The 21,143-nt window shown below is 67.0% G+C and carries 17 protein-coding genes and 1 tRNA gene; 12 read left to right on the top strand and 6 right to left on the bottom strand.

Annotation, left to right across the window (positions count from 1 at the left end):
- Positions 1–10 precede the first annotated feature (10 nt).
- From ASE02_RS20865 to kynA, 4 genes are read left to right on the top strand one after another with little or no spacing between them, the layout of a single operon-like run.
- Positions 11–1,000, top strand: a complete 990-nt coding sequence (locus ASE02_RS20865) for a phosphotransferase family protein (protein WP_056737034.1) — start codon at positions 11–13, stop codon at positions 998–1,000.
- Positions 997–1,356: a DUF6285 domain-containing protein gene (locus ASE02_RS20860; protein WP_056737032.1), complete on the top strand. Its 360-nt coding sequence runs from the start codon at positions 997–999 to the stop codon at positions 1,354–1,356. Before ASE02_RS20865 ends, ASE02_RS20860 begins: the two co-directional genes overlap by 4 nt.
- 50 nt (positions 1,357–1,406) lie before the next feature.
- Positions 1,407–2,633, top strand: a complete 1,227-nt coding sequence (gene kynU / locus ASE02_RS20855; protein WP_056737030.1) for a kynureninase — start codon at positions 1,407–1,409, stop codon at positions 2,631–2,633.
- Positions 2,630–3,436, top strand: a complete 807-nt coding sequence (kynA, locus tag ASE02_RS20850; RefSeq protein ID WP_056737028.1) for a tryptophan 2,3-dioxygenase — start codon at positions 2,630–2,632, stop codon at positions 3,434–3,436. Before kynU ends, kynA begins: the two co-directional genes overlap by 4 nt.
- Positions 3,437–3,504: 68 nt before the next feature.
- On the opposite strand, the gene ASE02_RS20845 is transcribed toward kynA, so the two are convergent.
- From ASE02_RS20845 to ASE02_RS20835, 3 genes are all read right to left on the bottom strand, one after another.
- Complete coding sequence (locus ASE02_RS20845) at positions 3,505–6,147, bottom strand: TonB-dependent receptor domain-containing protein (RefSeq protein ID WP_056737027.1); 2,643 nt, start codon at positions 6,145–6,147, stop codon at positions 3,505–3,507.
- 457 nt (positions 6,148–6,604) lie between these two features.
- A complete protein-coding gene (locus ASE02_RS20840; RefSeq protein WP_200957733.1) occupies positions 6,605–6,982 on the bottom strand; it encodes a response regulator transcription factor in 378 nt (125 codons plus the stop codon).
- Positions 6,983–7,029: 47 nt separating this feature from the next.
- Positions 7,030–7,719 carry an alternative oxidase gene (locus tag ASE02_RS20835; protein ID WP_056737024.1) on the bottom strand — a complete coding sequence of 230 codons (690 nt, stop codon included), beginning with the start codon at positions 7,717–7,719 and terminating at the stop codon, positions 7,030–7,032.
- Positions 7,720–7,870: 151 nt separating this feature from the next.
- Here ASE02_RS20835 and ASE02_RS20830 point away from each other — a divergent pair, with 151 nt between their 5' ends.
- Positions 7,871–9,355: a sensor histidine kinase gene (locus ASE02_RS20830; RefSeq protein WP_056737022.1), complete on the top strand. Its 1,485-nt coding sequence runs from the start codon at positions 7,871–7,873 to the stop codon at positions 9,353–9,355.
- Entirely contained in the window at positions 9,348–9,953 is a 606-nt protein-coding gene (fixJ, locus tag ASE02_RS20825; RefSeq protein ID WP_056737020.1) for a response regulator FixJ, read from the top strand. The genes ASE02_RS20830 and fixJ overlap by 8 nt, the downstream gene beginning before the upstream one ends.
- A 235-nt stretch (positions 9,954–10,188) precedes the next feature.
- Here the strand turns inward: fixJ and ASE02_RS20820 are convergent, their stop codons facing one another.
- Together ASE02_RS20820 and ASE02_RS20815 are read right to left on the bottom strand one after the other, a co-directional pair.
- Positions 10,189–11,325 (bottom strand): LuxR C-terminal-related transcriptional regulator, encoded by a 1,137-nt coding sequence (locus tag ASE02_RS20820; protein WP_056737018.1) that lies wholly within the window; start codon positions 11,323–11,325, stop codon positions 10,189–10,191.
- Positions 11,326–11,414: 89 nt separating this feature from the next.
- Positions 11,415–12,083, bottom strand: a complete 669-nt coding sequence (locus ASE02_RS20815; protein ID WP_082602247.1) for a DsbA family oxidoreductase — start codon at positions 12,081–12,083, stop codon at positions 11,415–11,417.
- 203 nt (positions 12,084–12,286) lie between these two features.
- Here ASE02_RS20815 and ASE02_RS20810 point away from each other — a divergent pair, with 203 nt between their 5' ends.
- Complete coding sequence (locus tag ASE02_RS20810) at positions 12,287–13,051, top strand: SDR family oxidoreductase (RefSeq protein WP_056737016.1); 765 nt, start codon at positions 12,287–12,289, stop codon at positions 13,049–13,051.
- A gap of 107 nt (positions 13,052–13,158) precedes the next feature.
- On the opposite strand, the gene ASE02_RS20805 is transcribed toward ASE02_RS20810, so the two are convergent.
- A tRNA-Cys gene (locus ASE02_RS20805) sits at positions 13,159–13,232 on the bottom strand.
- A 152-nt stretch (positions 13,233–13,384) separates the two neighbouring features.
- Here ASE02_RS20805 and ASE02_RS20800 point away from each other — a divergent pair.
- The 5 genes from ASE02_RS20800 to ASE02_RS20780 all read left to right on the top strand — a co-directional run bounded on the left by ASE02_RS20800 (position 13,385) and on the right by ASE02_RS20780 (position 21,139).
- Positions 13,385–13,957, top strand: coding sequence for a protein-L-isoaspartate O-methyltransferase (locus tag ASE02_RS20800; RefSeq protein WP_056737014.1), 573 nt, complete (start codon positions 13,385–13,387; stop codon positions 13,955–13,957).
- Positions 13,958–14,136: 179 nt separating this feature from the next.
- Positions 14,137–15,648 (top strand): TolC family outer membrane protein, encoded by a 1,512-nt coding sequence (locus tag ASE02_RS20795; RefSeq protein WP_056737013.1) that lies wholly within the window; start codon positions 14,137–14,139, stop codon positions 15,646–15,648.
- A gap of 132 nt (positions 15,649–15,780) precedes the next feature.
- Positions 15,781–16,332 (top strand): DUF2497 domain-containing protein, encoded by a 552-nt coding sequence (locus ASE02_RS20790; protein ID WP_056737011.1) that lies wholly within the window; start codon positions 15,781–15,783, stop codon positions 16,330–16,332.
- Positions 16,333–16,506: 174 nt separating this feature from the next.
- Positions 16,507–19,170 carry a valine--tRNA ligase gene (locus ASE02_RS20785; RefSeq protein ID WP_056737419.1) on the top strand — a complete coding sequence of 888 codons (2,664 nt, stop codon included), beginning with the start codon at positions 16,507–16,509 and terminating at the stop codon, positions 19,168–19,170.
- Positions 19,171–19,384: 214 nt separating this feature from the next.
- Positions 19,385–21,139 (top strand): class I adenylate-forming enzyme family protein, encoded by a 1,755-nt coding sequence (locus tag ASE02_RS20780; protein WP_056737008.1) that lies wholly within the window; start codon positions 19,385–19,387, stop codon positions 21,137–21,139.
- Positions 21,140–21,143: the final 4 nt, after the last annotated feature.

Below are 21,143 nucleotides of genomic sequence, written 5' to 3'. Positions count from 1 at the left end.
CCGTGGCGTCATGCAGGGCGAGGTTTTCGAGGCTTTGAAGGGGCTCGCCCCGACCCTGGGCGGGGAGGGCGCGCAGATCGCCGACCTGCAACGCCTGTCGGGCGGGGCCAGCATGCAGACCTGGGCGTTCGCGGTGGTCGGCGGCCGTGGGCGGGACGAGCTGATCCTGCGCCGTCGCGTCGGATCGTTCGATCCGGACGCCGCCCGCTCGGTTTCGCTTGAGGTGGAGGCGGCCCTGATCACGGCGGCCGAGAAGGTCGGGGCGCCGGTCGCGCCCCTGGTCCATCTGGCCCGGCCGCAGGACGGCCTGGGCGAGGCGCACATCACCCGGCGGATCAGCGGTGAGACCCTGGGCCGCAAGATCGTCTCCGATCCCCGTTTCGACGCCGTCAGGCCGGCCCTGGCCCGCCAGTGCGGGGCGATCCTGGCGCAGATCCATTCGGCCCAGCCGCCGGAAGGCCTGAAGACCGTCGACGCCCTGGCCGAACTGGCCCGCTACGAGGAGATCTACCGCGCGTCCGGCGCGGAGCGGCCGATCCTGGAGTTGGCGTTCCAGCACCTGAAAAAGCGGGCTCCGGAACCACGGCCCGCCGTGCTGCTGCACGGGGACTTCCGGAACGGCAACCTGATGGTCGACCCCGACAAGGGCGTCGCCGCCGTCCTGGACTGGGAGCTCTCGCACATGGGCGACCCGGCCGAGGACCTCGGCTGGATCTGCGTCAACTCCTGGCGGTTCGGGCGCAGCGATCGGCCGGTCGGCGGCTTTGGCGAATATCGCGACCTGCTGGACGGCTATGTCGAGGCGGGCGGGGAAGCGATCCCGCTGGAGAGGGTCCTCTACTGGCAGGCGTTGGGGTCGCTGAAATGGGGCGTCATGTGCCTGATGATGTACGCCAGCTACGCCAACGGGACGGACGCCTCGGTCGAGCGGCCGATGATCGGGCGCCGGGTCTCCGAGACCGAGATCGACCTTGTCACCCTGCTGGAGAACGGACTGTGATCGAGCATCCCCGAGCTGAAGAACTGCTGGACGCCGTCGCCGGCTGGATCGACAGCGTGCGCCCCAGCCTCGAACCTCGCGACGCCTTCCTGGCCCGGGTCGCCGCCAATGCGCTCAGCGTCGTGCGGCGCGAGTTGGTCCAGGGACCGGCGGCCGAGGCTGCGGCGATCGCGCGGCTCTCCGGCCTGCTGGGGCAGGACGGCGACCTGGCGACGCTGAACGCCGCACTCTGCGCGCGGCTGCGCGACGGGGCCATGGATCGCGACACGCCCGGCCTGCTGGCGGCGCTGAAGGCCAACATCACCGAGCAGATCGCCATCGACCAGCCGTCCTACAAGCCCGAACCCGGGCTCTGATCGGTTCGCAGGCTCTGGCGAGCGGACGCGATCGCAGCTAGGAGCGGCGAATGCTGACCCGCGACGACTGCCTGAAACTCGACCAAGACGATCCCCTGGCAGGGCGGCGCGCCCTGTTCGCCCTGAACGAGGGCCAGATCTATCTCGACGGTAATTCCCTCGGCGCCTTGCCGCGCAATGTCGGCCCCCGGCTGGAGGCCGCGGTCCGCGATGAATGGGGCAGGGACCTGATCACCAGTTGGAACACCGCCGACTGGATCAGACTGCCGAGCCGCGTCGGCGCCCGGATCGCCCCGCTGATCGGCGCGCAGGCCGACGAGGTGATCGCTGCCGACTCGACCTCGGTGAACCTGTTCAAGCTGGCGGCCGGCGCCCTGAAGCTGCGGCCGGGCCGAAAGGTCATTGTCACCGAGCCCGGCAACTTCCCGACCGACCTTTACATCCTGCAGGGGTTGCGGGATCTGCTCGGCGACATCGAGCTTCGCGTGGTGGAGCCTTCGCGGTTGCACGAGGCGTTGGACGAGGGCGTGGCCCTGCTGCTGCTGACCCATGTGCACTACAAGACCGGCCGTCTGCATGACATGGCGGCGCTGACCGCGCGGGCCCACGAGGTCGGGGCCCTGGCGCTCTGGGACCTTAGCCATTCGGCCGGCGCTCTCGCCGTCGACCTCAATGGCTGCGACGCCGATCTGGCCGTCGGCTGCGGCTACAAGTACCTGAACGGTGGACCCGGCGCGCCGGCTTTCCTGTTTGTCGCCAGACGCTTGCACGCGGAATTTCGCTCGCCGCTGACCGGCTGGATGGGCCATGCCGCCCCCTTCGCCTTCAACGACGACTACGCCCCCGCCGCCGGTGTGCTGAGAGGACTCTGCGGAACGCCCTCGGTGCTGGGGCTGACCGCGCTGGAGGCGTCGTTGGAAGCCTTCGACGGGGTCGACATGGGGCAGGTTCGCGCCAAGTCGATGGCGTTGGGCGACCTGTTCCTCGATCTGGCGCTGGAACGCTGCGAGGGGTTCGAACTGGGCTGTCCGAGGGACGCCGCCCAGCGCGGCAGCCAGGCGGCGCTGATCCATCAGCACGGCTATCCGATCATGCAGGCGATGATCCATCACGGGGTGATCGGCGACTTCCGCGCGCCTGACGTGCTGCGGTTCGGATTCACCCCGCTCTATGTGCGATATGTCGACGTCTGGGACGCCGTCGACCGGCTGGCCGCGATCATGGCCACGGGCGAATGGCGCCAGGCGCGCTTCAACGAGATTTCAGCGGTCACATGAGCGACAAACTGCACACCCCTCCGTCGATGAGCTACGGCGACTATCTGGGGCTCGACACCCTGCTGACCGCCCAGCGTCCGCGCTCGGACGAGCACGACGAACTGCTGTTCATCATCATTCACCAGGCCTCCGAGCTGTGGCTGAAGCTGTCGATCCACGAACTGTCGGCCGCTCGCCAGCATATCCGCGACGACGATCTGGGGCCGGCGTTCAAGATGATCGCCCGGGTCAGCCGCATCCAGGGGCAGTTGATCCAGTCCTGGGACGTGCTCGGCACCATGACGCCCAGCGACTATCACGCGCTGCGCCCGCATCTGGGGCAGAGCTCCGGCTTCCAGTCGTTCCAGTATCGGATGCTGGAGTTCCTGATGGGAGCCAAGGACGCCGCCATGCTGCGGGTCCATGAGGGGACAGAGGTCCACGGCTTGCTTGAGGCGGCCCTGGCGGCGCCCAGCCTCTATGACGAGTGCGTCCGGCTGCTGTCGCGGCGGGGCTTCGATCTTCCGGCCGACCTGTTGGAGCGCGATCTGCGCCAGCCGCATGTGGAGCATCCGGCCGTCGAAGCCGCCTGGGTCACCGTCTATCGCGACCCGGAACGCTATTGGGACCTCTACGAGCTGGCCGAGAAGCTGGTCGATCTGGAGTTCCGCTTCCAGCAGTGGCGCTTTGCTCACCTGAAGACCGTCGAGCGGATCATCGGCTTCAAGCAGGGCACCGGCGGCAGCGCCGGCGCGGCCTATCTGGCCAAGGCGCTGGAGGGCTCGTTCTTCCCCGAACTGTTCAAGGTTCGCACCTCGCTCTGAGGTCTGGAACGAATTAGGGCGGCCACCCAGCGCTGGATGACCGCCCACTATCGTCTCTCAAGCCGCGGCTAGAATTTCGCGCGCAGGGTCATCTCGAACTGCCGGCCGAACGGCGAGGCGAGGGCCGGCAGATAGCCGTTGGCGTTGTCGACGAAGGGCGGCTCCTTGTCGAACAGGTTGACCACCCGGGCCTGGATCGACAGGCCTTCGCGGATCTTGTCGAGCGCGTAGTTCCCGACCAGATCGTAGGTGAGCCAGGAGTCGGCCTTCTTCCAAGTGCTGCCGTTGTTGTAGCGGTACGAGCCGACATAGTTGGCGGACAGGCCGACGGTCGCCTGGGCCAGGTTCCAGGTGAGCGCCGCACGGCCCTTCCACTTCACCGCCTGATCGGTGCCAAGGCGGTCGTTGAACGGGGCGTTGGGGAGCACCTGCTGCTTGTCCACCAGCTTGCGGTTGGCGTTCGCGGCCAGGCTGAAGCTGCCGAAGTTTTCGGTGGAGAAGTCGTAGCCGGCGTCGAAGTCCAGGCCCTCGAATTTCCGCATGCCGAGATTGACGGCGTAGGAGCGGAAGATGACGTCCCAGGTGACGTAGGGCTGCACTTCCATTTCCGGCGGGGCCTCGACCATCGCCGCCGCCAGTTGGGCCGCGGTGGGGTAGATGGTCCGATAGGCTTCGAAAGCCGGGTTGGTGATCACGTCGGTCAAGCTCGCCTTATAGATCGTGTTGCGATACTCGACGTTGTAGTAGCTCACGCCCATCCGCAGGCCGGGCACTTGGTCCGGCGTGAAGTTCGCGCCCACCGAATAGGTGGTGGCTTCTTCCGGCTCCAGGTCCGGGTTGCCGCCGCCCATGTTGTAGATGTCGAACGGCCGGGTGATCTGTTGGCCGGTCTTCCAGTCGGTGATCACCGTGTTCTGGTCCCGCGATCCCAGGAACCCGAACTTGCTGGTGGTCAGGCCAAGGTTGGGGGCCACGAACGAGGTGCCGTAGCTGCCGTGCAGGGCCAGGTTTCGGACCGGCTCCCAGACCACGCCGACCTTCGGATTGAACTGTCCGCCGTACTTTTCGTAGTAGTCGTACCGGCCCGACAGCGACAGGGTCAGCTTTTGCAGGCCCGGGCGCGCGTTCTGATCGCTGAACAGCGGAATGTTCAGTTCGGTGAACCCGGCCCAGATGTTGCGGCTGATGTCGTCGTCGCGAACGTCGATGATCTTGCGGGCGGGCGAGCCGCTGATCTGGGTTTGCAGGGCCTGTTCGGTGCGGGAGTCGACACCGACCGCGGCGCGGATTTCACCGCCGGGGATCGAGAACACCGGGCCGTCGGCCTTGAGCTGAAACTCGCGCAGGCGCTGGCTGGTGTCGTTGATCCGGCGATAGCCGTTGTCGATGCTGGCGAGCACGGAGGCGTTGTTGTCGGCCGCCTGACCAAACGGGTTCAGGGCGGTCGCGAGCGTCGTGCCCCGGGCCGCGGCGTCGGCGTTCACCAGGTCGAGTTCGGGGTCGTTGTTGTTGTCCTTGGTCCGCGACGCGTGGAGCGTCGCGACGCCGCGCCAGTCGTTCCCCAGGTCGAAGTCGCCGCCCAGGGTGACGCCGTAGACCTCCGAGGACTGCGTGCTGAAGCGCGACGGGAACAGGCCCAGCGCGCTGCGGACGATCTGGATCTGCGAGGCTGCGACGCCGGGGGGCGTTTGGAAGTAGGGGTTGGTGTTCGGGATGATGAGGTTGAGCGAGGTCTGCCCGCCGAACGAACGGGTGTTGTATTTCGAGTAGTTGATCTCGGTCCAAAGCTCGACGGTGTCGTTCAGCTTCTGGCGGCCGGTGACCAGGACCGCATGACGCTTGCCGTCCGGGACGATGGTGCCCTGGTCGAGCAGGCCGCAGAGGTTCCGGCCGGCGTTCCAGTTGGGGTAGGCGTAGGTGGTTCCGTTCACGGTGACGTTGGGCTGCAGGCAGTTGGAGCCCCGCAGGTCGCGGCCCCCGCGCGAGCGCTGGTCGCCGCCGAGCGCCAGGAAGTCGATCTGGCTGTTCAGGGGCGACTTGTTGTCCGAGTACTCGTAGGCGGCCATGACGGCGCCGCTGTCCCACGAATGGCCGCCGATGAGGGCGAAGTCCCGTTTCTGATAGCGGGTGTCGTTCCAGCCATAGGTGGCGCTGGCCTCAAGCCCCTCGACGTTCTTGCGGTAGATGAAGTTCACCACGCCGGCGACGGCGTCCGAGCCGTAGACCGCCGAGGCGCCGTCAGCGATCACCTCGACGCGTTGAACCGCGATGACCGGGATGATCGACGGGTCAGGGAACACGGCCTCGCCGCCCACCGGGGCGAAGCGGTGGCCGTTGAACAGGGTCAGCGTCGCGTAGATGCCGACATTGTGGATGTTGGGCTGGAAGCCGGCGGTGCGGAACCGGTCGGGCGTCGACTGCTCGGCGTTCACCCCGAAGTTCCCTAGCTGCGGAATCGTCGCCATCAGCTCCTTGGTGTTGGCCGGGGCGGTCTGGGTGATCGTCGCGCGATCGATGCCGATCAGGGCCGAGCCGACCGGGGCGACGCCGCGGATGCTGGAGCCGGTGACGACGATCTCTTCGACCGAAGTGTCGGCCTGGGCCAGGGCGGCGTGAGGCGTCGCGACAATGGCGATAAGAGCGGCGGAGCTGAGGAGGAGCTTTCGGCGGCGGCCGACGGCGGGCGTGCCCGACTGTTGGAACTTGATCATATCTCTCCCTATTTTTTTCTTGTCCCAAGCTGCTTCAGCGACTGAGACTGAGCGGCTGGTTGATGAAAGTCAGAGTATGTCTTCATCCATAATCGGGGCGTTGCGCCGATATTGCGGACGTAAGAAGTCATTCGCGGAAGATGTGCTTATCCATCCGCGTTTGTTACTTGAGATGTTGAACTTGGATGCGCCGTCCATGGAGGCGCGAGCGCTCAAGGCGCGTCCTGTGTTTCCCCTTATTGTGCGACGGTAGAAATCGCGTTCAGATTCTGACTCGGTCTGATCGCGAAAGTTGTGCACACTGTATACAATATCGGTCAAGCCGATATTTTGTGCGTGATCGCTGATCCGGTGCGGATCGTCACAATTTTGTCGAAAATTCGCACGGCAAGGGTGCTGCGCGGGCGGGGCGACACGCCAGGCGGGCCGCCGCGCGGGGAGGCGGTTGTCTTAGGCCCTATGAGCCAGCCAGCAGGCGGGCCACGGCGTCGCTCAGCGAGCTCGACAGCAGCGGCTTTTCGACGATGTCCACGCCGGCCTCCTTGGCGCGCCTGCGAACCTGTCGGGTGGGGTTGGTGGTGATCAGCAGCGCGGGCAGCGACACCGCCCGACGACGCAGGGTCTCGACCAGATCCAGGCCGTTCATTCCAGGCAGCTGATAGTCCACCACCATGCAGCCGCCCAAGGGCATGTCGCGGCGGGCGGCCAGGCTCTCGGCGTCGGCATAGGTCTCGACCACATAGCCGTCGATCTCCAGCGCGAATTTCAACGCGGTCCGCACGGCGGGGTCGTCGTCGACGAGCAGCAAGGGGGCGGGTTTGATCATGGCTGACATGTGGAGGCGCCCGGACCGATGATCCGGGCGCTTCGCGTCCTCTCGCCTCAGGCGGCGGCTTTCCAGGTCGGTTCCAGCACCACGTGCGGCGGGCAGGGCGCGACCGCCGTTTGCGGCAGGCCGATCAGCTCGTTGGCGTAGCCGTGGTTGACGTCGCGGTGGTGGGCCTCGTCGGCGCGGACCACCAGGACCACGTCGCGCAGGGTCGCGGTGTCGGGCAGGTCCCAGTAGGTCTTGGCGATCTGCGGGGCGGGCACGTTCTCCGAACGGCCCTCGTCGATCTCGGCGAGGTAGTGGGTGTAGCTGGTCACCGCCTCCTCCTCGAAGTAGCCGACCACCCGGTGGGCCGTCTTGGGAGAGACGAGGTAGAGGCCGAAGAAGAACAGGTAGAAGACCCACTGGACGGCGACGACCACGAACCGCTCGAAGGCTGTCGGCTTGCAGACCTCGATGAAGGTCATCAGGTGCATCCGCTCGTTCTCGGCCTCGTCCATCAAGGTCTTGATCCAGCCCTTGTCGTCGCACATCCGGCGCAGACACTTCAGGTGGTTGAGCGTGGCGCCGACCATGCCGGGGACGGCGGCGACGGTCTCGAGGACCACAGCGCGGTGGCCGTAGCGCTTGGCGAAGAAGGTGTCGGCGCAGAAGCGCAGCAGCTTCACGAAGCCATAGGCCACGCGGTCGGAGGCGCCGACAGGCTGGTGATGGAGAGTGGCGTCGACGACGGGGGCGGTCATGTCCGGCTCCTGATGATGCTGGTCGCCGGGGCGGCGCCGAGCTCATCGGCAGCGATAGGCGCGGGCAGGCTTGGACAACATCCGTGTCTTGCTCTTAAGGGAAACCCCTTAGCTCCCGCCCCGAGCCGGTTCGGCTAAGGGTTTGGGGACGATGAACCGCAGGAGCCGCAGGCTGCAGATCAGGTCGAACCTTTGGACAGGCGTCCTCGTCGCGGTGCTGGCCGCCGGCGCCGGCGTCGCCGCGCACCTGATCCTGCAGCCGGTCGTCGGCGATCGCGTGGCGTTCCTGGTGTTCGTGCCGGCGGTGGTGCTGGCCTCGGCCTATGGCGGCGCGGCGCCTGGCGCCCTGGCGGCGCTGCTCGGTCTTGGCTGCGGCCTGGCCCTGGCGATGCGCACCGCGCCGCTGGGACGGGCCGATATCGCCAGCGCCGTGGTTTTCGCCGGGGTGGCCGCGGCGATCGTCACCGGCGGCGAGTGGTTCCAGCGCTCTCGCCGGGAAGCTGCGGCGATCAATCGCGACCTCATCGCCCGCGAGGCGCATCTGAGCTCGATCCTCGACACCGTACCCGACGCCATGATCGTCATCGACGAGGCGGGGATCATCCAATCCTTCAGCAGCGCCGCCGAGCGTTTGTTCGGCTGGAGCGCCGCCGAGGCGATCGGGCTGAACGTCAGCCTGCTGATGCCCGGGCCGCACAAGGAGGCCCACGACGGCTATCTGGAACGTTACTACCGCACCCACGAGCGGCGGATCATCGGCATGGGCCGGGTGGTGGTGGGCGAGCGCAAGGATCGCTCGACCTTTCCGATGGAGCTCGCGGTGGGCGAGATGCGCACCGAGGGCGGTCGGTTTTTCACCGGCTTCATCCGCGACCTGACCGAACGCCAGCAGACCGAGGCCCGGCTGCAGGAGCTGCAGTCGGAACTGGTGCACATCTCGCGTCTCACGGCCCTGGGCGAGATGGCCTCCACCCTGGCCCACGAACTGAACCAGCCGCTCTCGGCCATATCCAACTATCTGCGCGGATCGGTGCGGCTGCTGGGGTCTGAGGAAATTCCCCGCGAGCGCCTGACCGAAGCCTTGGAGAAGGCCAGCGAGCAGACCCTGCGCGCCGGGGAGATCATTCGCCGGCTTCGGGATTTCGTGTCGCGCGGCGAGACCGAGCGGCGGGTCGAGAGCCTGCCCAAACTGATCGAGGAAGCCGGCGCGCTGGCCCTGGTGGGGGTCAAGGAGCACGGAATCAGGGTGCAGTTCGATCTGGATCCGGCCGTGCATCTTGTCCTGGCCGATCGCGTTCAGATCCAGCAGGTGGTGTTGAACCTGATCCGCAACGCCGTCGACGCCATGGAGGACTGCGCCCGCCGCGAACTGCATGTCAGAGTTCGCCCCGTCGAGGAGCATCTCGTGCAGGTCAGCGTCGCCGACACCGGGCCGGGCATTAGTCCCGAGGTGGTCGATCAACTGTTCCAGCCCTTCATAACCACCAAGCGCCATGGCATGGGGGTGGGGCTGTCGATCTCGCGCACGATCATCGAGGCCCATGGCGGCCGGATCTGGGTGGAGCCGACGCCGGGCGGCGGCGCCACCTTCCACTTCACTTTGCGCGGCGTAGAGGACGAGGAACTGGATGCCTGAACTGGTGCACGTGATCGACGACGATCCCGCCGTTCGCGACTCGCTGACCTTCCTGCTGGAGACGGCGAACCTGCAGGCCTGCGCCTACGACTCGGCCGTCGCCTTCCTGGAGGCGCTGCCGCAGGTGACGGGCGGCTGCGTCGTCACCGATGTGCGGATGCCCGAAATGACCGGGATCGAGCTGGTCAGGCGGCTGAAGGGGCAAGGGTTCGCCCTGCCGATCATTATGCTCACCGGCCATGCCGACGTGCCGCTGGCGGTGGAGGCGATGAAGGCCGGGGTCGCCGACTTCATCGAGAAGCCGTTTGACGACGAGGTCCTGCTCGCGGCCATCGCGACGGCCTTGCAAAGCGGGGCGCAGGGCCGGCGCGGCGCGGCGGAGGCCGCCGATATCATGGCGCGGATGACCTCCCTGTCGGGCCGCGAGCGCGAGGTGCTGGAGGGGCTGGTGGCGGGCCACGCCAACAAGGTGATCGCCTTCGACCTCGGCATCAGCCCGCGCACGGTGGAGATCTACCGCGCCAACGTCATGACCAAGATGAAGGCGGCCAGCCTTTCGGAGCTGGTGCGCATGGCCATGCTGGCCGAACGCGCCTGATCCTCGTCCTAGCGGGCTCGGGCCTTGCCCATCGAGCTCCAGATCGCGACGCCGCCCATGGTCACGGCGAAGGTTGAAAAGGCGACGACGACCATCGCCAGATAGAGGGTTGAAATCGTCATGTCTGAACTCCTGAGAACTAAGCTCATGCTGGCGTTCAGCGGCGCCGAAGAAAATTCGGGAGACGTCCTTAAGTAGTCCTACGGAAGGCCGGGCGACCTTGATCCCGGCAGGCCTAGCCGCGGATCGGCAAGGCGGTCTGGTGCAGCAGGCTGACGAGTTCGCTCTGTTGGCGCGCGCCGGTCTTGCCGAAGATCCGCGCCAAGTGGTTGCGGACCGTATTCACCGCGCACCCCTGCTCGCTGGCGATGGCCGATATGCTGCGTCCCGCGGCCATCGCCGCGGCGATGCGCGCCTCGGCCGGGGTCAGGCCGAACAGGCTCTCAAGGCTATGCTCGGCGACCGGCGCGCCAGTCACCGGACGGATCAGCACGATGGCGTAGGCCGCGTGGTCGTGTTCGCGCGCGATGGCGAGCGGCAACGGCCCGACATGCAGCGCCAGATCACAGCCCTCCTGCTCAGGTGAGCCCACGACCATGTAGCCGCCTGATCCACCCTGGCGCGCCTCTCGCCGGCAGCTGAGGTCGATCAGACCGGCCAAGGCGCGTTGGGTGGCGGGATTGCTCGCGCGCAGGCCACTGGGCGTGCGGTGAAGCCCGGCTCCGGCGGCGGCGAGCAGTTCCTCGGCCATGGCGTTGATGGTGACGATCGCGCCGCCCCGGTCGACGACCAGCAGGCCGATCGTCAGCCGGTCGAGGGCGGCGAGGGAGAGGTCGGGGCCCGGAGAGAAAACCCCCATCCGCGCGCGAATCGAAACGACCCGCCGCAGGGTCGGCAGGATGAGGTCCAGGGCCTGCAGGTCGGCCTCGTCAAAGTCCGTGTCGCCGCCCCGCTGAACGCCGATCAGCCAGCTGCCGCGTTCGGCCTCGCCGATCTTGGCCCCGATGGACCAGACCATGTCCTGCGGCGCCATCCATTCGTTCCAGAACCTCGTCCGGCGCAGGGCCGAGCCGCCAAACAGCGTCGCCTCATGGTAGAGCGCCTGCTCGGGCAGCGCGGCGGCGGCGTTCCAGACGAGGTTTCGGCCCCGGAACTCGGTGACGTATTTCAGATGATAGTCGGGGTCGGCGCAGGTCCCCACGCCGTCGATCTCGTCGAGATCGGGCGCGTGGCGCGCGACGCATAGGGCCGAGGCGCCCAGGAAGTCGCGAAGCCGATAGAGGGCGTCGCTCCATTCGAGCTCGCCATAGGCCGAGGCGTGCAAGCTGTCGATGACGTCGACGAGCGCTCTCTCAGTTCGTTGAACCGCCACCTGCGTTCTCTCATCTGGAAGATAAGAGCGCTCAGCTTAGGACCAGAAAGACTTAAAGAGCCATTCCCGTTCGTTCGCGGGGGGAGCGGTTAGCCCTCGGCCGCGGCCGATTCCTCCTCGGCGGCGATGGTGCGCAGGGCCTGCTCGAAAGCCGCCGCCGGCTGACCGCCCGAGATCAGGTAGCGGTCATTGATCACCACGGCCGGGACCGAGTTGATCCCCGCGGCCTGCCAGCGGTGCTCGGCGGCGCGGACCTCCTCGGTGTAGCGCCCCGACGTCAGCACCTCGCGCGCCGCCGCCTCGTCGAGGCCGGCCGCCTGCGCCGTGGCCACCAGCACGTCGTGGTCGGCCGGGTTTTGACCGTTGGTGAAATAGGCGTCGAACAGGGCGCGCTTCAGCTTCGCCTGACCGCCGACGATCCCGGCCCAGTGCAGCAGCCGGTGGGCGTCGAAGGTGTTGTAGATTCGGCTCTGGTCGTTCGTGACCATCGTGAACCCGACATCGGCGGCCCGGGCGTGGATCGCCGCTCGGTTGGCGGCCGACTGTTCGGGCGTCGCGCCGTACTTCTGGCCGACGTGCTCGACGATGTTCTGCCCCTCGGGGGGCATGTTCGGATTGAGTTCGAACGGCTGGAAATGAATATCGGCCTGCACCAGATCGCCGACCTTGCGTAGGGCTTCCTCAAGGCCGCCCAGTCCGACGACGCACCAGGGGCATGAGACGTCCGAGACGAAGTCGATCTTCATGGGCTTGGTCACGGGGTTCTCCGGTCTGGCTGACGAACGACGCCCGCGCTGGGGGGAGGGCGCGGGCGTTGCTCTGTAAGACGCCGACCCTGGGGTGGGGCCAGGGTGTCTGCGCGTCCAGGCATAGATTGGGGAGCAGGCCCAATTTTGCAACAGAAGCGACGGCTGCGACCTCGTGACTGGTCCGGGTTTCCCCGAATGTGGCATGGGGAGGAATGACGTCTCCCTTCGATCTTCGCGGCAAGGTGGCTCTTGTCACCGGCGCGGCCGGCGGCCTTGGTTTCGAGATCGCGCTTGGCCTGGCTCGGGCTGGGTCTCTCGTCGTGCTGCACGGCCGCGATCTTGCGCGGCTTCAGAGCGCCGCAGCGCTCATCGCCGATCAGGACTCGTCGCTCCAGACCGATGTCTGCGTCGCCGATCTTGAGGATGAAGCCGCCGTGGGCGCGGCCATCGAGGCCTTGATGGCCCGGCACGGCCGCCTCGACATTCTGGTCCACAACGCCAGCGTTCGCGACCGCCGGCTGCTTGGGGCGTTGGACCGGGCCGCCGTGCGCCGACTGTTGGAGATCGACCTGGTCGCCCCGTTCGACCTGACTCGGCTAGTCGTCGAGCGCATGCCCGCGGGCGGCAGGATCATCAACATCACCTCGATCGCCGGTCCCATCGCCAGGTCCGGAGACGCCGCCTACACCGCCGCCAAGGGTGGGCTGGAAGCGCTCACCCGCGCCCTGGCCGCGGAGCTTGGCCCCCGCCAGATCACCGTCAACGCGGTCGCGCCCGGCTATTTCGCGACAGAAGCCAACCAGGCCATGTCGGCCGATCCCGAGGTGGAGGCCTATCTCCAGAAGCGGACTTCGTTGGGCCGTTGGGGTCGACCCGAGGAAATCGCTGGGGCCGTTGTGTTCCTGGCCTCGCCCGCGGCGTCCTACGTCACCGGGCAGGTCATCGCCGTCGACGGCGGGTATCTCAGTCATTTCTGACGCGTTTCACCGCGCCAGACCCCTCGTGTGACCATGAAGCCGCCATAAGCTGAGGGCCGGTTTTGCAAACCACCCCTTCGGGGCGTTCGCTAAGTGTTTGAAAAATTTGGAGGCCTGACCGAGAATCGAACTCGGGTGCACGGATTTGCAGTCCGCTGCGTAACCACTCCGCCATCAGGCCGCCGCCGGCTTTGGGCCGGGGAGGGCGGATCGCTAACAGAACGGCCCGCCTACGGCAATCTCTCTTGCAGGCTCCGATTGCCTTCAGGTTAAGGGCGGACCTATAAGCGCGCGAAAGTTTCGTATCCCTACGCCTTCTTACGTCGAGGAATCATGGCCGCCGATTTCGCCGCCGCCCGGCTCAACATGGTCGAGAGCCAAGTCCGCACCAACGACGTGACGGACGTGCGCCTGCACGACGCCATGCGGGCGATTCCCCGCGAGGGCCTGATTCCCGCCGAGCGGAGCTTCCAGGCCTATGCCGACACGGCGGTCGAGTACGCTCCCGATCGCTATCTGCTGCGGCCGCGCGAGGTCTCCAAACTGCTGCAGGCGCTGAAGCCCCAGGCGGGCGAGCGGGCCCTGGCCATCGCCGCCCCCTATGCGGCGGCGGTCCTGGAGGCCCTGGGTCTGACCGTGGACCGGCTGGATGGCGATGACCTGACCGCCGTTTCGGGTTCGAACTACGACCTGATCATCGTTGAGGGCGCGGTCACCCGCGCCCCTGAGTCGTGGCTGGCGGCGCTGGTCTTGGGCGGCCGGCTCGGCGTGATCGAGCGTGAGGGCCCCACTGGCAAGGCGGCGCTGTATCTCCGCGCCGAGGATGGTATCGGCCGTCGCACCCTGTTCGACGCCATGGCGCCGGTCCTAAAGGGCTTCGAGCCGCAAGCCGGTTTCGCCTTCTAGGCGAAGCTGTCTTCGTTCTGTCCGGCGCCTAAATCACGCCGTTGATGGGGTGTAGATGGCGTAGGTGAAACACGCTCGAAACCTACGGGTGAAAAAAGCTTAAGGTCACGCCCTCTAGTCCGGCGCCGAATAGGCGGTCATATAGGGCTCGGTCTCTCTACGCCGTCTCAGGGGTAAGCATGTTCAATAGTCGTCGCGGAGGTCTGTTCGCCGCGGTCTGCAGCGCAGGTCTTGCGCTGGGCCTAGCGTCACCCGCTTTCGCCGAAACCCTGGCTGAGGCTATTGCGCTCGCCTACGATTCCAACCCCACCCTGCAGGCGCAGCGCGCGACCCAGCGTGCTTTGGATGAAAACTGGGTGCAGGCCCGCACGGGCTATCGCCCGCAGGCCGCGGCCACTGGCCGATTCGGGTATTCCGAGAGCCGGACGCCGGGCGGCGCGTTTGCCGACACCGACGGGAACGGCATCCGCGACAGCTGGGTGCGGAACCGTGTGGAAAGCAACAGCCTCAGCGCGACGCTGTCGCTCTCGCAGCCGCTCTATACCGGGGGCCGGGTCGCCGCGACGGTGTCAGCCGCCGAGGCCGATATCCTCACCGGCCGTGAAAACCTGCGCCGGACCGAGGCCAGCGTCCTGCAGACCGTGATCCAGGCCTTCATGGACACCCGCCGCGACCAGGAAGCCCTGCGTATCCGGCAGGAGAACGTTCGCGTTCTTGAGCGCCAGCTCGACGAATCCAAGGCTCGCTTCGACGTCGGTGAGATCACCCGCACCGACGTGGCGCAGTCCGAAGCGCGGCTCGCCGCCGCCCAGGCCCAACTCAGCCAGGCCCAGGCGCAACTGGCCATCAGCCGCGCAGGCTACGCCGCCGTGGTGGGACAAAATCCTGGCGACCTCGCCCCTGAGCCGTCATTGGCCGGAATGCTGCCGGCCGACGTCGCCCAGGCCTATGAGGCCGCCGAGGACAACAACCCGCAGATCCGAGCGGCGCAGTACGCGCAACAGGCCAGCAAGGCCCGCGTCGCCGCCGCCAAGGCCGAGCGGATGCCGAGCGTCGGCTTGACCGGCTCGATCAGCACCAACGGCCAGGCCGACCCGTTCGAATCCGATCAGTTTGGACGCGGCGTCGCGGCCGGCGCCACGGTGACCGTGCCGCTGTTCACCGGCGGCCTGACCTCGTCGCGCGTTCGTGCGGCTATGGAGCGCAACAACGCCGACCGCATCGGCGTCGAGACCACCCGTCGTTCGGTGATGCAGGGCCTGACGGGGGCCTGGAACCAGCTGGTCGCCAGCCGCTCGAACATCAGCTCCACCGACGAGCAGGTGCGGGCCGCCCGGATCGCCGCCGAAGGCACCCGCCAGGAGCAGCAGGTCGGCCTGCGGACCACCCTCGACGTCCTGAACGCCGAACAGGAACTGCGCCAGGCCGAACTGGCCCAGGTCAGCGCCCGTCGCGACGAATATGTGGCCGCCTCTCTCGTGCTGGCTCAGATGGGCCGGCTGGAGGCGCCGAACCTCACGCCGAGCGTGACGCGCTATGACCCGGCGACCCACTTCGACAAGCTGCGGGTCACCTGGGGATGGGTTCCTTGGGAGGAGCCGATCGCCTTGGTCGACGGGCTGACGACGCCTAAGACGGTCGAGAAGCCCGCAGTACAACCTGCGACCCCACCGGCGGCCGCCCCCAACTAGGCGCCTTTCGACGCAAGCTTTCGCCTCATAGGCGAATAGGAGCTTGCGCAGTGTGGTGGAAATTGCAGGATCACCCCGTCGCGCCTAGCTTGGCGCGACGGATTCTCTTTCGCCCTAGCGATGGCCCCCCATATGTCCGACCAGACCTCGCAAGAACCGACGATGGAGGAGATTCTAGCCTCCATTCGACGCATCATCTCCGAAGATGACGCGCCGGCGGACGGCGCCGCGCCGGCCGAGGCCGAGCCGGAACCCGCAGCGGTTGAAGCCGCCGCGCCGGTGTTCGAGCCGGAGCCCGAGCCGGAAGAGGATGACGGCGTCCTGGAGCTGACCGAGAAGGTCGAGACCCTCGGCGACCTCGATGTCTATACGCCTACGGTGAGCGAGGAGCCCGAAGAGGCGCTCTACACGCCCGAGCCTGAGCCCATCTATCAGCCCGAACCGCCGCCGGCAGCCTCCACCGAGGGGCTGGTCGGCGTTGTCGCCGCTTCCGCGGCCGCCTCGGCCTTCGGCCAGCTTTCCGCCGCGATCCAGATGCCGGCCGATGGCCGCACGCTGGAAGACGTGGTCCGTGAACTGCTCCGCCCGCTGCTTAAGCAGTGGCTGGACGACAACCTGCCCCAGATCGTCCAGGCGACGGTCGACCGGGAAGTCGAACGCATCGCCCGCGGCCGAGTACGCTAGGCGTTAAGGTTAGCGGCCATCCCGGCGCAGGCCGGGAGGATCGTTCAAGCCTCAAAACACAGCTCAACGAGCTTTCGTCCCGGCTCCGTCGGGACGAAAGCGTTCGTATGTTGATCGCCAACCGCTTCATCGCGCTTCCACGCGAGGGAGCGAAAATGTATGCAGCGCATCGAAATGCTTGAAAAAAACTTCGATCCCAAAACCGCCGAGTCCCGTCTGTACGCGATGTGGGAGGCCTCGGGCGCGTTCGCGCCGACCTCCGACCCCGCGGCCGAGCCGTTCTCCATCGTCATCCCGCCGCCGAACGTCACCGGTTCGCTGCACATCGGGCATGCGCTGAACAACACGCTGCAGGACGTGCTGATCCGGTTTGAGCGCATGCGCGGCAAGGCCGCCCTGTGGCTACCGGGCACCGACCACGCGGGCATCGCGACCCAGATGGTGGTCGAACGTCAGCTGGCCGCCGCCGGCAACGTCAGCCGCCGCGACATGGGCCGCGAGGATTTCATCGCCAAGGTCTGGGAATGGAAGGCCGAAAGCGGCGGAACCATCACCAACCAGCTCCGCCGCCTCGGCGCGTCCTGCGACTGGAGCCGCGAGCGCTTCACCCTGGACGAGGGCCTGTCGGCCGCGGTCCGCAAGGTGTTCGTCACCCTCCACAAGCAGAAGTTGATCTATCGCGACAAGCGCCTGGTGAACTGGGACCCGCACTTCCAGACCGCCATCTCCGACATCGAGGTCGAGCAGCGCGAGGTCGACGGTCACTATTGGCACTTCGCCTATCCGCTGGAAGACGGCACCGGCGAGATCGTCGTCGCGACCACGCGTCCTGAGACCATGCTGGGCGACACCGCCGTCGCGGTTCACCCGACCGACGAGCGCTACAAGCACCTGATCGGCAAGTGCGTCCGCCTGCCGATCGTCGGGCGTCCGATCCCGATCATCGCCGACGAATACGCCGATCCCGAAAAGGGCTCCGGTGCGGTGAAGATCACCCCGGCCCACGACTTCAACGACTATCAGGTCGGCAAGCGCAACAACCTGCCGATGATCAACATCCTGACGGATGACGCGCGGATCAACGAGAACGGCCCCAAGGACTATCAGGGCCTGGATCGCTTCGCCGCCCGCAAGAAGGTCATCGCCGCCTTCGAGGAACTGGGCCTGCTGCGCGAGGTCGAGAAGACCCGCCACGCCGTCCCGCATGGCGACCGGTCCGGCTCGGTCATCGAGCCCTACCTGACCGACCAATGGTACGTCGACGCCAAGACCTTGGCCCAGCCCGCCATCAAGGCGGTGGAGGAGGGGCGCACCGTCTTCGAGCCCCGCCATTGGGAGAAGACCTACTTCGAGTGGATGCGGAACATCGAGCCGTGGTGCGTCTCGCGCCAGCTCTGGTGGGGGCACCGGATTCCGGCCTGGTACGGCCCCGACGGCAAGATCTTCGTCGAGGAGACCGAGGAGGCCGCCCAGGCCGCCGCGCGCGAGCACTACGGCCACGACGAACCCCTGCGCCAGGACGAGGACGTTCTCGACACCTGGTTCTCCTCCGGGCTCTGGCCGTTCTCGACCATGGGCTGGCCGGAGAAGACCAGCGACGTGGAGCGGTTCTATCCGACCAGCACGCTGGTCACCGGCTTCGACATCATCTTCTTCTGGGTCGCCCGGATGATGATGATGGGCCTGCACTTCATGGACGACGTTCCCTTCGACCGCGTCTTCATCAACGCCCTGGTGCGCGACGCCAAGGGCGCGAAGATGTCCAAGTCCAAAGGCAATGTCATGGACCCGCTGGAACTGGTCGACCAGTACGGCGCCGACGCCCTGCGTTTCACGCTGACGGCCATGTCAGGCCAGGCGCGGGACATTAAACTTTCGACGCAGCGAATTGAAGGTTATCGGAATTTCGGCACGAAGCTGTGGAACGCCACGCGCTTCACCGAGATGAACGGCTGCGCACGCGCCGAAGGCTTCGATCCGGCCCAGGTCAAGAACACGCTGAACCGCTGGATCGTCGGCGAGACCGCGCGCACCGCCCAGGCCATGACCAAGGCGCTGGACGCCTGCGCCTTCGACGATGTCGCCACCGGCCTCTACCGCTTCATCTGGAACACCTACTGCGACTGGTACGTCGAGCTCGCCAAGCCGATCCTCAATGGCGCTGACGAGGCCGCCAAGGCCGAGACCCAGGCGACCGCCGCCTGGGCGCTGGACGTGATCCTGAAGATGCTGCACCCGGTCATGCCGTTCCTCACTGAGGAACTGTGGGCGCAGACCTCCGACCTCGGCGCCGCCCGCGCTGAAGGCATGCTGATCACCGCTCGCTGGCCGGACCTGGCCGAGAGCCTGGCTGACGTCGCAGCTGACGCCGAGATCGGTCTGATCATCGCCGCGGTCAGCGAGGGCCGCTCGGTGAAGGCCGAGCTGAACGTGCCGCATTCGGCCCGCCCGCCGCTGCTGGTTGTCGAAGCCACTGACGCCCAGCGCGCGGTGTTCGAGTCCAACGCCGCGGTTATCGCCCAGACCCTGCGGGTGTCGGAGCTGCAGTTCGTGGCCACAGCCCCGGAAGGCGCCATTCCGTTCGTGGTCAACGGCGCGACCCTGGCCCTGCCGGTCGCGCAGTTCATCGACCTGGCCGCCGAACGCACGCGTCTGGCCAAGGAGATCGCCGGCCACGCCTCCGACATCGCACACGTGAACAAGAAGCTCGGCAACCCGGCCTTCGTCGCCAATGCGAAGGAAGAGGTGGTCGAGGAGAACCGCGAGCGCCTGGCCGAATCGGAAGCTGCGAAAGCCAAGCTGGAACACGCGCTCTCGTTGCTCTCGGCCGTCGTCTAGGCGGGGCGGGCTTCGCCCGCTCTGCAGCTTCGCGGCATGCGGCGCCGGGGAAAATCCGGCGATATCGGCGCGGGGCGGGGGCGATAACGCGGTCGTTTGCGGCGACCCTCACGTAGCGTCAAACGTCTGTTTGCCTATGACGCTAGGTTATGCTTGTTCACCTACGACGATGCGGGCGCGTGAATGCCCGTGCGAGCATTAGGAGAACCCGCCCATGTCCGAGGCTGTGCTGCCCGCCGGTTGGCCCGCAATGTCCATCGCCCAGGCCCATGCGATGATCACATCGCCGGGGACCCCGGCCGAGATGGAGACCGTTGTCATCAACGGTGTGCCGACCCGCACCTGGAAATTCCTGCCACCATCGCTGCGCGCGGTCGTCGAACTGGGCCGCACCCACGGCGAGCGGGTCTTCCTGGTCTATGAGGACGAGCGCGTCACCTTCGAGGGCTTCTACCGGGCGGTCGCCGCCTTCGCCGCCCAACTGGCGGCCGATGGCGTTGGGAAGGGCGACCGGGTCGCCCTGATCATGCGCAACCTGCCGGAATGGCCGGTGGCCTTCTACGCCGCGGCCTCGCTGGGCGCGATCGTCACCCCGCTGAACGCCTGGTGGACCGGCCCGGAGCTGGAATACGGCCTGACCGATTCGGGCGCCAAGGTCGTGATCATGGACGCCGAGCGTTATGAGCGCCTGACCGAGCACCTGCCCAACTGCCCCGACCTTGTCCGCGCCTATGTCAGCCGCGCGCGTGAGGAGATCGCCCACCCGCTGGTCATCACCATCGAGAGCGTGCTGGGCGCGGCGAGCGACTGGGGCAAGCTGCCTGACCAGGCCCTGCCGAGCGTCGAGATCCTGCCCGACGACGACGCGACGATCTTCTACACCTCGGGCACGACCGGAAAGCCCAAGGGCGCGCTGGCCACCCAGCGGGCGGTGAACTCCAACATCATGGCCGGCGCTGTCGGCGGCGCGCGCGCGTTCCTGCGCCGCGGCGAAGCTCCCCCCCAGCCGGATCCGGCCGCGCCGCAGCGCTCGTCGCTGATCTCCATCCCGTTCTTCCACGTCACCGGCTGCATGGCCGTGCTGAACCCGTCGCTGGCCGGCGGCGCCAAGCTGGTGATGCTGCACAAGTGGGACGTGATCCGCGCCTTCGAGGTGATCGAGCGCGAGAAGATCCAGCAGGCCGGCGGCGTGCCGACCATCGCCTGGCAGCTGATCGAGCATCCGGCCCGGGCCGATTACGACCTGTCGTCGCTGGAATCGGTTTCGTACGGGGGCGCTCCCTCGGCCCCGGAACTGGTGCGCAAGATCAAGGAAACCTTCCCGAAGTCCGCGCCCGGCAACGGCTGGGGCATGACCGAGACCTGCGCCACCGTGACCACGCATGGCGCGGAAGACTACGCCAACCGCCCCGACAGCTGCGGCCCGGCGGTTCCGGTCAGCGACCTGGAAATCCGCGATCCGGCCGATGGCGTCACGGTGCTGGCCCCCAACGTGGTGGGCGAACTGTGGGCGCGCGGCCCGCAGGTCGTGAAGGGTTACTGGAACAAGCCCGAGGCGACCGCCCAGACCTTTGTCGACGGCTGGGTTCGCACCGGCGACCTGGCGCGCGTGGATGAGGAGGGCTTCTGCTTCATCATCGACCGGGCCAAGGACATGCTGATCCGCGGCGGCGAGAACATCTACTGCATCGAGGTCGAGAACGTCATTTACGACCACCCGGCGGTGATGGACGCCGCGATCGTCGGCATTCCGCACCGCACGCTGGGCGAAGAGCCGGCCGCCGTGGTGACCCTGAAGCCCGGCGCCTTGGCCACCGAGGAAGAGATCCGCGCTCACGTCGCCCAGCATCTGGCCGCCTTCAAGGTGCCGGTGAAGGTGAAGTTCTGGCACGAGACCTTGCCCCGCAACGCCAATGGCAAGATCTTGAAGAACGAACTGAAGAAGCTGTTCGAGGAGGAGCAGGCCTAAGGGC

Origin of the sequence: Phenylobacterium sp. Root700, assembly GCF_001429025.1 — a bacterium.
Classification (GTDB): domain Bacteria; phylum Pseudomonadota; class Alphaproteobacteria; order Caulobacterales; family Caulobacteraceae; genus Phenylobacterium.
Note: the sequence above shows the minus strand (reverse complement) of the source record. Positions and strands in the feature narration are given on the sequence as shown.